At 39.6% G+C, this 14,058-nt stretch carries 10 protein-coding genes and 2 pseudogenes; 6 read left to right on the top strand and 6 right to left on the bottom strand.

What is annotated here, in order from left to right; translation table 11 throughout:
- Positions 1 to 2 precede the first annotated feature (2 nt).
- The 3 genes from JIG41_RS04835 to JIG41_RS04845 are packed head-to-tail and all read right to left on the bottom strand — an operon-like array spanning position 3 to position 1,887.
- A complete protein-coding gene (locus tag JIG41_RS04835; protein ID WP_196857582.1) occupies positions 3 to 623 on the bottom strand; it encodes a LysE family translocator in 621 nt (206 codons plus the stop codon).
- 7 nt (positions 624 to 630) lie between these two features.
- Positions 631 to 1,413 carry a hypothetical protein gene (locus tag JIG41_RS04840; protein WP_036971055.1) on the bottom strand — a complete coding sequence of 261 codons (783 nt, stop codon included), beginning with the start codon at positions 1,411 to 1,413 and terminating at the stop codon, positions 631 to 633.
- A 3-nt stretch (positions 1,414 to 1,416) separates the two neighbouring features.
- Positions 1,417 to 1,887 carry a CreA family protein gene (locus JIG41_RS04845; protein WP_075594074.1) on the bottom strand — a complete coding sequence of 157 codons (471 nt, stop codon included), beginning with the start codon at positions 1,885 to 1,887 and terminating at the stop codon, positions 1,417 to 1,419.
- Positions 1,888 to 1,988: 101 nt separating this feature from the next.
- Here JIG41_RS04845 and JIG41_RS04850 point away from each other — a divergent pair, with 101 nt between their 5' ends.
- From JIG41_RS04850 to JIG41_RS04860, 3 genes are all read left to right on the top strand, one after another.
- Complete coding sequence (locus JIG41_RS04850) at positions 1,989 to 2,576, top strand: outer membrane beta-barrel protein (protein ID WP_065978131.1); 588 nt, start codon at positions 1,989 to 1,991, stop codon at positions 2,574 to 2,576.
- A 10-nt stretch (positions 2,577 to 2,586) separates the two neighbouring features.
- The gene (locus JIG41_RS04855; RefSeq protein WP_065978132.1) at positions 2,587 to 2,916 is read left to right on the top strand and encodes a 5-carboxymethyl-2-hydroxymuconate Delta-isomerase; all 330 of its coding nucleotides are present in this window, start codon (positions 2,587 to 2,589) and stop codon (positions 2,914 to 2,916) included.
- Positions 2,917 to 3,831: 915 nt separating this feature from the next.
- Positions 3,832 to 4,881, top strand: a complete 1,050-nt coding sequence (locus JIG41_RS04860; protein ID WP_199524327.1) for a metallophosphoesterase — start codon at positions 3,832 to 3,834, stop codon at positions 4,879 to 4,881.
- A gap of 351 nt (positions 4,882 to 5,232) precedes the next feature.
- On the opposite strand, the gene JIG41_RS04865 is transcribed toward JIG41_RS04860, so the two are convergent.
- Positions 5,233 to 7,371 (bottom strand): winged helix-turn-helix domain-containing protein, encoded by a 2,139-nt coding sequence (locus tag JIG41_RS04865; RefSeq protein ID WP_199524328.1) that lies wholly within the window; start codon positions 7,369 to 7,371, stop codon positions 5,233 to 5,235.
- A gap of 341 nt (positions 7,372 to 7,712) precedes the next feature.
- On the opposite strand from JIG41_RS04865, the gene JIG41_RS04870 reads away from it, so the two are divergent.
- Entirely contained in the window at positions 7,713 to 10,745 is a 3,033-nt protein-coding gene (locus JIG41_RS04870; RefSeq protein ID WP_199524329.1) for a TonB-dependent receptor domain-containing protein, read from the top strand.
- A 64-nt stretch (positions 10,746 to 10,809) separates the two neighbouring features.
- On the opposite strand, the gene zapE is transcribed toward JIG41_RS04870, so the two are convergent.
- Positions 10,810 to 11,916, bottom strand: a complete 1,107-nt coding sequence (gene zapE / locus JIG41_RS04875) for a cell division protein ZapE (protein WP_199524330.1) — start codon at positions 11,914 to 11,916, stop codon at positions 10,810 to 10,812.
- 58 nt (positions 11,917 to 11,974) lie between these two features.
- Here zapE and rsuA point away from each other — a divergent pair, with 58 nt between their 5' ends.
- Together rsuA and JIG41_RS04885 are read left to right on the top strand one after the other, a co-directional pair.
- On the top strand, positions 11,975 to 12,673 hold the full coding sequence (gene rsuA, locus JIG41_RS04880; RefSeq protein WP_036971079.1) for a 16S rRNA pseudouridine(516) synthase RsuA: 699 nt from the start codon (positions 11,975 to 11,977) through the stop codon (positions 12,671 to 12,673).
- Between the two features lie 103 nt (positions 12,674 to 12,776).
- Positions 12,777 to 13,916 (top strand): annotated as a pseudogene (locus tag JIG41_RS04885) (cache domain-containing protein); the annotation flags it as partial.
- Positions 13,917 to 13,924: 8 nt separating this feature from the next.
- Here JIG41_RS04885 and JIG41_RS22790 read toward each other — a convergent pair.
- Positions 13,925 to 14,058 (bottom strand): annotated as a pseudogene (locus tag JIG41_RS22790) (ISAs1 family transposase); the annotation flags it as partial.

Here is a 14,058-nt window from a genome sequence, read left to right on the forward strand (position 1 = left end):
CCTCACACGACTACACGAATGGCTAAGGCAATTAGCACCACACCAATGCCTCTATCAAACCAATAACCACGCTTTAAAAAAAATGCGCGAACCGATGCCTTGGAAAGCATCAGTGATAAAAATGAAAACCACAGCCAAGTAGCCACAGCCATATACACCCCATAGCTAGCTTGCACTCCAACTGGCGTATCAGGGCTAATTACAAGTGTGAATAACGACATAAAAAATAATGTCGCTTTAGGATTAAGCGCATTAGTAAAAAAGCCCCGTCGAAACGCTTTGAAGTAGGATTCAGGTGCAGTTTCAGTGAGTGTTTGTTCATCAGTGTGAGCGGGCTTAGCACTGCGAATTGCGTGTACGCCTAAATAAGCTAGATATGCACCTGCCACGTATTTAAGCACCATAAATAAGCTGGGTGATTGTGACAAAATAAGCGCCACGCCTAAAACACAATAGCCAATATGCAGCAGTATTGCCGCGCCCACTCCCGCACTAGTCCAAAGCGCATTTTTACGCCCTTGTTGAATACTTTGTTTAAGCACAACAGCAAAATCAGGGCCGGGGCTTGCCACAGCAAAAAAATGCGCCACAGCAATTAATAAAAATTCATCAACATATTGCACGTGCTAACTAACCTACTTTTTGTTCATCTAAAGCAAGTAGCAAAGGATTAGCGCTATCATTAATAAAGGCTTTTATCTGCTTTTGTGCTTTTTTATATTGGCTACGTAAATGTGGTTTCAAATATTTTTTAGTTTGATTGTCTGTTTTAAAGTGCGTGACCAGTGCATGCATAAATAACGTTTGAGGCTCTGTTAATGCAGCCTGACGATTTGCATACGGATTATAACCACATCCACATCCACCTTTAAACTGATAGACCGTGTTACTCATCATAACCCCAAACCCTAAATAACACGCAAGTGCATCACTGGCCTGTGGTAAAAACTCTTTTCCACCTGGCGGTAACACGCCAACATGATGAATCAATATGGTTGCCAACGTACCAGCAAAGCTCGCCACTAAATCTTGTGGTTGGTTAATTTGATTTTGGTTAAACGACACATTAATCAAATGATTGGCAGGTACCATAAGCGTTGCACTCTCTCCTCTTAATGAGTCTTGAAACGCAAAATGAGGAAATACCTGTGGTGTTAATTGCGAGGGCGAGACCAAATTAACTGGCCACGCTTGCATGCCGGCATAATCAACAACGCGGGCAAATACCTTTTTTGCCATGTCTTCAATGCTAGACACACTGTCAGGAAAGAACTGACTATTCGGCAAAATTATTTGTGTCTGATTTAAAAAGTAATCGCTGTCAAAGTGCTCAACAGCCCACATAAACGTGTCTATTAACCATTGTTGTTCTTGTTCATCAACTAATGGGGCTGATTTAAATAGTGCTAACATAATTTACTCTTGTGAAAGTGCCCACTGCCATGCTTCGGTATTATACAAAGGCACCGTAGATAAGGCGTGATGATGGCTGCCTGTTGACTCTTTGGTTGAATAAGATAGATACAATAAAGTACGCGTTGGCGCATCATAAATGCGACGGACTTTTAACGATTTAAATAAAATACTTTTCGATGACTTAAACACCACGTCACCAGATTTACTACGATCGATACTTTGTAACTGCTGAGCAGTAATTGGTCCCGTTTGACGACACGATATCGACATATCCGATGGATCGGCAAAATCGAGGTTCGCCTCAATATGACTAATATGACAGGTTACACCGCTAATAAGTGGGTCTTGTTGTGATACAACTTTAATATCTTTAGTCGTAAATAGCCCTAAACTGACTGACGCAGCCTCATCCGAACAGCCGTTGAGCAACGCCAAAGTCGCTGCACAGGCTACATATTTCAGTAACTTCATGTTAGTTATCCTTATAAAAACGCGCGTTATGCATTTACAACAATTTGCCTGCTATGTTTCAATACTATCTCAAAATATCCTCAACAACGAGCACCTAAACAATGAAAAAGTCGCTAACTGTATTGTGCTTAATGCTAACGAGTTTCACCGCCTCTGCTGGGTATTCTGTCAGTGCAGGTTTTGGCAAGAATTTCAGTCAATCATTAGAAACCGAAGAAAACCTAAAAATTGATCTCGACGATGATAGTCAATTTACATTCAGCATTGACCGAACTATTGAATCAGCACGGTATGGGCTATTTTACTCAGCAACAACATTGAATATGGAAGCACAGACTGATAAGAAAATCGAGATGCAATACCTACTATTTCAAAGTGCTGTTGAAGTGCCTCTAGGTAAAAACATCAGTGGCTTTGTCGGTGCACAAATTGGTGCAAACCATGTTAGTACCAACTTTACAGAGTCTGATACCTTTTTTACCACAGGCTTATATGCCGGTGCTGAGTACTTATTTACCGACAATGTACGTGTTTATGTTGAAAGTCGCTGGTTGGCGACTATTGTAAATAATGCAAGTAATGTGTCATGTACCTTGCCCACATCAGAAAACGAACAATGCCTTTGGCATTTTGACGGTGATGTGTTGAACCAATTTCAGACAAACATCGGTTTTAGCTACCGCTTTTAAGGAACACCCCATGCCGCATATTGTTATTGAACACTCTGAAGACTTACCAATTCTTCCGCAAGTGCTGGTTGAAAAAGTACACTTGGCAGTCTTTGATTCTGGTTTATTCGAATTATCAACCATAAAAACGCGTGCCATCGCTTATCAACACTACCAGCTAGGTGAAGGAAAAGACGGTTTTATTCACATTAGCGCATCGATAATGCAAGGTCGTACTGTTGAACAAAAGCAACTCTTGAGTGAGCAATTGCTGAATTGTTTAAGAACATACTGTCGTCGTTCGTACAGCTTAAGTGTCAACATTTCCGACATGAACCCAGACATTTACTGCAAGTGTTAAACAATTTGCTGAGTTAGAAACTCTGCTCATAAGCATTTCATTTCTATTTAAGGCAACAAATAAGTAGTAAGCACTCACCACGCTCATTGGGCAACAATGCAAAACCCAATGAGCAACTCTGTGCATATTCAGCTCTCCCTTTAAATCAAAAGAATGTGCTGTTTAAAAATGATAATAACTTGCTTGCTTAGTCATTAAGCGAACATCCTCAGTACACTTAGATTAGTGCCGTGGTTTTCACTCAATGCTTTACTCTCCCTCTAACACTATTTCAGCGCCGAATGCTCTTACTCTTAGTAGTCGCTTTTTCAAGGTGTGACTCAGTAATAAAACAAGCTAATAAACCATCAAAAGAGAGCGAATATTACATAGTAACTAGCTTTTAGGTACTGGCTTTTAGATACTGGCTTTAACGTACTCACTTTAGACTAATGAGTTACATAGCTACAATCTTATTCGCTTCTCTTTAAATCATCAAAAAACATAACGATTTGTTTTTATTAAACAATATTTAAAAATAGATGTAAAAAAGACATATAAGCCATCAAAAATAGAGTTTAAATGATTTGTTACCTCATTCTGTACTTGCGATAACTCATTACAGGTGCTCTTTTCGCCTTACCTTAGTGATGGATGTTGCAATGAACTAACACCTTCGAATACATCCCTAGCACCTGATGATAGAGACAAATAACGTAACGCACATAGAAAATTAGGAGGTAAAAATGAATAATCACTCCATAGCAAAGCGAAAGCATAAGTATCGTGAAGAGCAAAAAGGTGTACTGGCTTTAATGCTTGATTTTACGTTTATTATTTTCGTTACATTAATCTGCTCTTTATATATTTACTCACTTTGCTTTATATCTCTTAAAGCTTTGTAATACGCAATTAAAAAGAACCCGAGGTATTAACATGTTCTTTTCTAAGTTTTTAATTTACACATTACTTCTTACAAACTCATTGTTTATCACCACAGCATTGGCACACAATAACGATGAAAAAAGCACCAAGTATGATGATGGTCCTTATTTATTTTATAATAACAATAACATCCAACAATTTGATGTGATTAACAGCAAGCTAGAAATTACAAACTATGCCGGCCCACTTGCTATTCCTGAGGAGTTTAAAGCGACAGACAATGACCAATACAGTGATGTAAAAAAGTTTGCTGCAATCAGTGATATCCATGGGCAATTTGCAATATTTAAAAAATTGCTCATCAACAATGGTGTAATAAACGACGCATTAAATTGGCAGTATGGTACTGGGCACCTAATTATAACTGGCGATATTTTTGACCGTGGCGACACTGTTACAGAAGCACTTTGGCTAGTATTCAAGCTTGAGCAACAAGCAGCAATTGCCGGAGGTCACGTTCATTACCTTCTCGGTAATCATGAATATCTAGTTTTGCGAAATGACCAACGCTACCTGCACCCCAAATATAAACATACCGTCTCGTTTTTTAACGATAATCTAACAGAGCAATACAGCGTGCAAAGTGTGTTAGGCCGCTGGTTAAGAAGTAAATCAACCATTATAAAATTAAATGACTTTATTTTTTTACATGGGGGCATTCATGAAGACTTTCTGAATCTAAACATGACTCTTGAAAGTGCAAACCAAGCGTTTAGAGACAGCATATCTAAAAGTAAGAAGGAATTAAAAGCCAATCCTTTATGGGCTACTTTACATGGAAAAACAGGCCCTATCTGGTATCGAGGCTACTTTAGAGATGAGCAACTTAAAGATGAAGCCGTTGCTGGCGTGCTAAGAAAGTTACAAGCGAGTAAGGTAATCGTAGGCCATACTTCAATGCCATCAATCGAAACACGTTTCGATGGTAAGGTTATCGCAATCGACAGCTCAATCAAACGAGGAAAAGAAGGTGAATTGCTGCTATGGGAAAACAACCAGTTTTTTAGAGCAACGCTTACCGGTGAAAAAAAGCCACTGTAATAAATGCAATTTAAAGCTGCAACATTAACCCCCTATGCTTAAGGGAGTGCTTAGTGTTGCAGTTAACTACACCGCTAATGAGTAATGGGTAATGAGTAATGAGTAACATGTAACTGAACAGATTAAGACGTACTTGCACTTAAGGCATTTAGTTTTAAACCCACAGTGTTAAAACCCACTTAGTCTTGTACGCGCTTAGCCTTAAGCCCTCTTGTTTTACACAGAGTTTGTTCCCTATTTCGCTGCCTTGGCTATCAGATAAAGACACCGTAATTACATATACATGCCTTTTCTTTTAATACTCACCGGCAAAGCTGTAAAACAGAGGCAGCAAAACTAGAGTTAGAGAAACTAGGGTATAAACTCGGCAGGTAAACGCTTGATCTCTATCTCAGGCAATAAATAAGCGGTATAGACTAACCAACGCTCATTAGGTATGTAGGTTAAACCTGATGAGCGGCTGTATGCTCGTTCAGGTAACGCAATTAAATCAAAATGACGTTGTGTTTCTAAATCATAATAGCTAATACGATAGTCACCTAAGCGCACTTTATAGTAATAAATACGCCCTTCATGAAAAGCATTTTCAGCAACATATAACCATGTATAGTGATGCGCTAAATTAATATCCTGTACCAGTAATTCTTCTACACCTGTGTCGTGATGCTTAACCCAAATAGCATCATTTGAGTTACTGAATAATATATCGCCTTGCGATGTCTCAATACCATAACGAGCTTTAGTATTTACAGCCTTGCCTTTAATTTGCCCATTTAAATCATAACGGTATAAATAATCACCATCCGACACCAAAAACGATTGACTGTCTGCTGAAAATCTCGGCTTAATATCAGGCTTAAATGGCAGCGTTAGCGCTTGGCTTTGCTCGACTTTGAAATCATAAAAATATAAAGACGTGCGTCCTTTGTTTTCCAAAAAGAACAAAATATAGCGGCCATCAGGTGACCACGTGGGATCGAGTATTTGCCCTGTAACATGACTAAAATCAGTAAGCTGTTTGCGAGAACTACTATCAGGGTTCACAATCCATAATTGTGAACTACCAGATTCATCAGATACATATAAAAGTTTATTCTGTTGCTCGTTATATTCAGGAAAACGAGAGCTAAAATTAGTTGAAAGCATTGAAAAAGGTGAACTTGCAACTTGCTCGTCTATTTTCAAGCGCGTGATCACTCTATCGAGATCCCACTGATGATAATACACACTGCCATCACTACTAAAGTTAGGTGAACTCATACCTGCAATTTGTGTATTTATTAAAGAGTTGTCACTTATGTCGTAAAAGTACCCATAACGCTTTCCTGCTTCCACAGCTGTAAAAGCCAGTTTATCTTTATGTGGATGCCAATCAACGCCATGAATATCAACAAAATTATCTGTAATGCGGCGGCTTTCCCCAGAAGACACATCGATTAAAAACAATGCTTTTTGATCATTTTCAACATTTCGAGTCACCACTACTTGCTGAGCATCCGGAGAAAATGACACTGATTCATCGATTACGTCACAGTGATCTGTACAGGGTATAAATGTTTCACTTAATTGATTAGCATGTAAATCAAGTAGTTTTAAGCGACTAACAGACTTACCAGATTCAGAAATTTGTTCATCAATATAAACTAATGTACGACCATCAGCACTAATGTCTAAATCAGTTCGAAACTGACGACTACACTCAGTCAGTACCACACTGGTTGCGTTCACTAAAGAGAGTTTAACAATCTCACAAAACTTATTTGTTTGATACCGATAATAATAGAGAGTCTTTGCATCAGGACTGAATACAGAGTGGCCTTTAGCATAAGGTGAGTCAGTGAGTTGTTTTGCTGGGTGCTCAGGAAAGTGCAAATCACGTAAGTATAAGTTGGTCGGTTTGCCTAACTGTCGCCATAAATACACTAAATAATGCTGGTCGTTTGATATCGCAGGGTATATTTCTCGCCCGGGGCTTGCCGTTACGCTTTCGATACTGTTAAGGGGGAGTGAAAATGCAGTATTATCTTGATTATCAGGTTGGGTAGAAAACTGCCAATACAAAGCAACAACACTAATAACAGAAATGGCTACAAAAGCCCCCGCAAGAATCGGCCTAATCAATGATAAGCGCCTACTTTTGTTTTTTTCGTTTCCACTTAACGCACATTCAGAGGGAGGTTGAACCAGTCGATACCCTGTTTTACGCAACGTTTCTATATAAGTCTGTTCAGAGTCAAGCTCTTTAAAAGCTTTACGTAAATGCCATATTGCATTGGTTAATGCTTTTTCACCAACATAAAAATTCCCCTCCCATACAATATTGATTAACTCTTCTCGGGTAATAGCTTCAGGATAACGCGCAACAAGACAAGCGAGTAATTCAATAAACTTTGGTTGTAAGATTTGCTCGCTATTATCATGGATCAGTTTGTTTTCTAGCGGGTTAATAACACAACGACCCAATTGATAAGCACGATTAGTTGTTTCCATTAACTCGAAATAACCCTCATTGTTGGTATGTAGCAGTATATAGCTTATTCAAGTTATCTTAAATCCTCCCTTTTAACCAGCTTTAAAGTTAAGAACTAGTTAATAGCATCTTCACAGTTAACCTACTGATTTTAAATAAATAGACATTCAATAGATGTTAAATAGAGACATAAACGAGTCATGGTTAGTTGTAGTTGCATTCACATTTATATAAAAGTTTTAACGTCAATACCTGACAACCAGAGTGTTGCTCGCTGTACATTTATACTTAACTGCCCTTAATTGAGCTTCACTCTGGTTTTTTAGAACTAAAAATAAACACAACATAAGTAGGAACACCCGTGAGAAATCAACTAATCAAACCGTGTGCTATCGCGCTTGCTGTAACGAGCGCTTTATGCCAGCAAGCTTATGCAAATGAAGCTGAAGAAGTTAAAATTGACCGTCAACAAACAACGAACTCTGTTAATGTTAAACCCGAAGCCAAAGAAGACGTTGAGCAAATCATTGTTACTGGTTCGCGCTTAAAGCGTGATAGTTTTTCTGTAACAACCCCCTTAGTAACGATGGACAAAGCGGCGATTGAAGACACTGGTTTATCTAATTTATCAGATATACTTGTGGATAATATGCCCGGTTTAGGTATAGATATTGGTAACACAACTAGCCAATCAAATAACTCTAATACAGGTTTATCAACTGTTGAACTTCGTAATCTAGGTGCTAATAGAACTCTTACCCTAATAGATGGTCGTCGTGTTGTAGCAAATAGTTACAGTGGTAACTATGTAAGCCTTAACACTATCCCGAGTGGTATGGTTGAACGTGTTGAAATCATTAGTGGTGGTGCCTCTGCTACTTATGGCGCTGATGCCGTAGCCGGTGTAGTTAATATTATTACCCAGTCGAAAAAAGAAGGCTTTGATTTTTCGGCTAAAACTGGCCGCACTGATGAAGGTGGAGGTAAAACCTTTACCATAGATGCAAACTACGGCAGTTCATTTGCAGAAGATCGTGGTTATATGTATGTCAGTGCAAACTGGGACCGCGATTTTGGTATTAGTTACTACGATAGAAAGCGTGCCCAGATGGAAGCCGACGTATTCTATAACGAAGATGAACTATGTAATGGTGTTGGCACAACTACGGGCGACCAATGTATGCGCGATACCACACGTGCTGATTGGCGAGATAGAAGTGACGGTCTTCCTGGCGGTGTTTTCTTAGAAAGCTCAAAGAATGATACGCAGTTTTGGTATGACGGTACAAATTTACGTGATGATTGGGCTGGAAACGAAGAATTATACGGCATCAACTCAGCTCAGTATGTAATGTTAAACGTACCGAGTGATAACTTATCACTTGCTCTAAAAGCTGATTTTGATATCAATGATAGCACTACTGCATATGCGCAAGTGCAATTTAGTAAAAGTGGTTCATTTAATAACAAATCACCAGAAGACACATCAGAAGGCAGTGAGGTCGTTTATATTAACCCAACGACTGGTGAAGCAGAACCATTCTCAGCTGGTTATATTCCTATTGATAACCCTTACGTACCGCAAAGAATTATCGATAGCGACCCGTATAAAGACCGTATATATTGGGACCGAAGCTTCAATGAAGTGGGCAATATTAGCACTGACAATAACCGCGAGACAATTCGAACATGGGCGGGCTTACAAGGCACTATGTTTGATGAAATGTGGGATTGGGATGTTTCTGTAGGTTATGGTCGATACAAGCAAAAACAAGTACGCGCCAATGAACTTAGCTTAGTACGTTTAGCACAAGCCCTTGATGCTGAAAAGCTAAATGATGGCACTATTCAATGTGCTGACAGTGATGCACGTGATGAAGGTTGTGTGGCTGTTAATTTATTTGGTGAAGGCTCTATCACACCTGAAATGGCCGATTGGATCCGCTCGACACCAGTACTTGAAACAACCAATGAACAACTTACCTTAATGGGTTACATTAGTGGTGATTTATTCGAATTACCAGCGGGTTATGTGTCGTCTGTTTTTGGTGGTGAATACCGTAGAGATTCGCAAGACATTAAAACATCTACAGACATGCAAACGGGCGGTATTACTTATAACTACATGCCAGAATTTTACGGTGAAATTGATGTAGTTGAGGCCTTCGCAGAGTTTGGTATTCCCCTTTTACGTGATGCTCCTTTAGCAAAAAGTTTAGACGCTGAAACATCAATACGTATCTCTAACTACGACATTGATGAAGTAGGCACTGTTGCTAGTTATAAGTTAGGGTTATTTTGGAAACCTGTTGATACACTTGCTTTACGTGCAAATTATGCACGAGCTCAACGCGCTCCTACAATTACCGAATTCATGTCACCTGAACGTGGTGATTACGATTCATACAAAGACATCTGTGATGGGGTGACAGCAACTTCTGACGATATAGGTCACAATAACTGTCGTCTAGATCCAGCTATCGCAGCTCTAATTACAGAGGATGCTAGTTTTGAACTTGATGATGACAACAGCGGTTATTCTCCATCATCTGGTAACAGTAATATAAAAGAAGAAACCGCAGATACTTATACTGCTGGCTTCACTTATTCACCAGAGAGTCTAAAAGACTTCAATTTAGCGGTTGATTATTACGATATCGCAATTGAGGATGCAATTGATGAAATAAGTAATGAGAATATTCTATATCAATGTTACGCATCAGATACTGGCTATGGTACGACTAACCCATTTTGTAATGATATTACCCGCGGTAGTGATGGACAAATCAGTAAGATACAGCAGCGTGAATATAACCTTGATGAAATTAGAACTCGCGGTTATGACGTTGTAGCTACCTATAACTTTGACCTAGATGACATGGGTAATATCGCAGTCAAACTTGATTACAACCATATCATTGAACACTCTCAAACATTTTTAGGTGAAGATGGTGATTTCGTAACAACCAACTATGTTGGCTATGGACGAGGTAAAGATAAAGCTGCATTCTCGCTTTCGTGGAGCAATGAAAACTTACGTATTCGTTGGAGCTCTCAGTTCCAAGGAAGCTTCCGAGAAGATGAACAGCTAGATCGAGATTACGAAAAAGCGATTGCTAAAAATACTGAAAAGTGTGCAAATGAATCAGCTGATTGTATTAGTAACCCTGAGCCACTTGCATTTCAAAAGTTTGGCTCATTTATAAAACACAACTTAGCAGCTTCATACACTATGGAACTAGATAATAACAGCGAATTACGTTTATCAGGTGGTATTAACAACATCTTTGATAACAATGGGGCGTTTTTCCCACATGGAACAGGTAACTTCAACTCTGATTGGGGTGGTGGTAAAGGCCGCTATATGTTTATTGGAGCGCAATATAGCTTCTAAAAAAATATTTTAATGCTCCCAAGCAATCCCTGGTAAAGGCGAAGCGTGATGGCTTCGTCTTTTTTCACCATATTTGTACCTCAATAAGGCGTGATTCTGCTCGGGCGTATTCAAATGCTAACTTGTGGCCTTGATACAACTCACTTATGCTCCCCTCGGCTGATATAATCAACAGCCTATTTCTATCATAAAATTCATCCACTAAAGCAATAAAACGCCGCGCTTCATCATCTAAAAAATGTTCTTGCAAATCTTGTTTCTCACGCTGATAACTGTCTTCAATACCGTGTACTATCTGCTTACCTGTCGCACCTCGTCCCATAACGGGGACGTTAAGCAAATACACTCGTTTAAACTGCTCAGCTAAATAGATATAATCAGCCGTACTGCGTGCTCCTGAGCACAGCGCCATAAAATCAAACATAATGGCTTCTTTTGCCTTTAGCACGAAGCAAATACTTCGATTGTGAACCGTTATAGCCTGATTCTCAGTAATTGCTTGCTCTTGCGCATAAAAGCGCTCTTTTATTGCTTCATCATTATTGATAACAAAGTGTTTATTTTGTTTTCCAAAGCGAAGCCGATGATCAGTCTCGCCCGCAATACTCATCACACAGCAATGTTGTTGTAATAAATCAATAGTCGGTAAAAAACGTGCACGTTGTAGGCCATTCCAATATAGCCTCTCAGGCTGACAATTTGAGGTGGCAACCAGTACAACTTGATGCTCGAATAGCGCTTCAAAAAGCCCTGCTAAAATCATTGCATCGCCAATATCAGAGACAAAAAATTCATCAAAACAAAGTAGTTTAATTCGCGCGGCCCACTCTTTGGCTATAACAGACAGCGGATTTTTTTGTCCTTGTAATTCTCCCAAACGTGCATGCACTTGCTTCATAAAATGGTGAAAGTGCAACCGCACTTTTTCTTTGATATCGACATGATGAAAAAACACATCCATCAGCATCGACTTACCGCGTCCAACTGGGCCGTGCAGATAAAGGCCTTTAATTGGCTTTCGTCTTTTCCAGAAAGGTGTTGGCGCTGTTAGCTCAAAGGCTAAACTATCAAGCGCAGTAATGGCATTACGCTGAGCAACATCATCACTTAAGACTCCCTGCTCTATTTGCGCATTGTAGTACTGTAAAATTTGTCCTTGCTGTACTGTCATAGGTCACTAGTATCCGCTATACTCGCCGCCATTGTAGCCGACTAAAAATGTGATCCCAATGAAATTTCCATGCCGTTTAGATAAATTTATCAGCCATATTGCAGAGTTACCTCGCAGTAAAACCAGAGCGGGTATAAAGCGTAAGTACGCTAGCGTTAATGGTGAGGTGATCACCTCGTTTGATTATTCAATAACTCAAGAAGACGATGTACGTTGGCAAGGCGAACCGTTAGTATTTTTAGGTAAACGCTACTTTATGCTCAATAAGCCCTCAGGCTATGTATGCGCAAATAAAGATGACTTACACCCAACTGTGTTTGATTTATTAGACGAACCAAACATGAGTGATTTTCATGTTGCCGGACGCTTAGATATCGATACGACAGGTCTTGTTATCATCACTAACGATGGCGATTGGTCACACAAAATTACGGCTCCTAAACACAATAAATTCAAAACGTACTTAGTTGAAACACAAGAGCCTATCGATGAAGATGCTATTTTAGCTCTGCAGCAAGGTGTGCAATTACATAACGAAAAAGAGTTAACTCGCCCAGCCATTGTTGAGCAACTTGCGAGTTACAGTTTACGTTTATCAATCTGCGAAGGTAAGTACCATCAAGTTAAGCGAATGCTTGCCGCTGTTGGCAATAAAGTCGTTGAATTGCATCGTGAAAAAATAGGCGACATTCACCTTGATGAAAACTTAAAGAGTGGTGAATATCGTCCGCTAACAGACGCTGAATTGATACTCTAAATAGGGACTTGAGTAAAAATCATGATAACGCTGTCATTTTTTCTTAATTAATGCTGATAAACATGGTAGAAGATTAAAGGGGAAATAATAAAGGAGGCTGACTGTGTTATCAGGACTAGCTTTAAAAACAAAAATCACCTTTTTTGCTATCGCTATTTTTATCGCGTTATCAGCGATAGCTTTACTAGGTTTGCAATCATTACGTCATGCCAGTGAAAGCGACAATATCGCTCGCATAAACCAACTAATGAAAAGTACTACCAACATTGTAGAACAGTTTGAGTTGATGGTTAAAAACGGTCAACTTGAAGAAGCACAAGCCAAAAAACTCGCAATCCAAGTACTTAGAGAAAATAAATATCACGACTCTGAATACGTGTATGTGGTCGACAACAACCTTGATTTTGTTGCCACACCGCATGATCCCGAGTTGCATGGTACGAGCTTTAATGACTTTAAAGATGCCAGTGGTAACAGTATTGGTCGCATGGTTGAAAAACTGGTGGGTAATACTACCAATAAAATTATTACTTATCATTGGGACTCTGTCCGTGACGGTGAAACCGTCGACTTAACCTCTGTCGTGCAAAAAACACCTCTGTTCGGTTGGTATGTTGGTACTGGTATCAGCGCAAAAGAAGTTGATGAGCGCTACTGGAGCACCGCAAAATGGTTGCTCGCTTTATCAATGCTCATTGCGATAGCTCTCACGTTTGCTATCGCTCGGTTTGGCTCATCACTCACCAATGCTTTAGGCGGTGAAATTGATGAAGTAATTGGCATTGTTAAAAACGTATCGCGTGGTAATTTGCATTCGCCTATTCGCCAAGATGCTCCTAGTGAAAGCATTATTGCCGCTATGCATTATATGCAACAAGGTTTGCGAGGCGTTGTTGGCGGTATTAAAGACGTGACCGACAGCTTACAAAATCAAAGTGTTGACAATGAATCACGTTCAATTGAACTTGATAGACTTACTCGCAGCTTAAATGAGGAAACGCAGATAGTCGCCTCTGCAATTACCGAATTAACCGCCTCAGCGCAAACCGTCGTTGAGCATGCTGAGCAAGCCGCTTATTCAGTCCAAGAAGCTGAGAATCAAGGGCAAAGTGCCAGCCATTTAACCAACGAAGCAGCCGAAACCATTGCCCTGTTAGAGAAGCAAATTGACAATGCGGGCAATAACATTCAAGTACTTGATGATGAGGTAAATAATATCGCTAACGTACTTAGCGTTATTCAAGGTCACGGCTAGCGCATTTTAATCCCAGATTCTAACAGGGTTGAGCGATAATCATCGTCTAGCCCTGCCATTTTCTTTTTTCTCGCCATACTGGCTGTTTTAGTTGTATCTTGTTTAAATAACGCCATGGCTATTTTTCTCA

Origin of the sequence: Pseudoalteromonas sp. bablab_jr011 (assembly GCF_016464045.1) — a bacterium.
Classification (GTDB): Bacteria; Pseudomonadota; Gammaproteobacteria; order Enterobacterales; family Alteromonadaceae; genus Pseudoalteromonas; species Pseudoalteromonas lipolytica.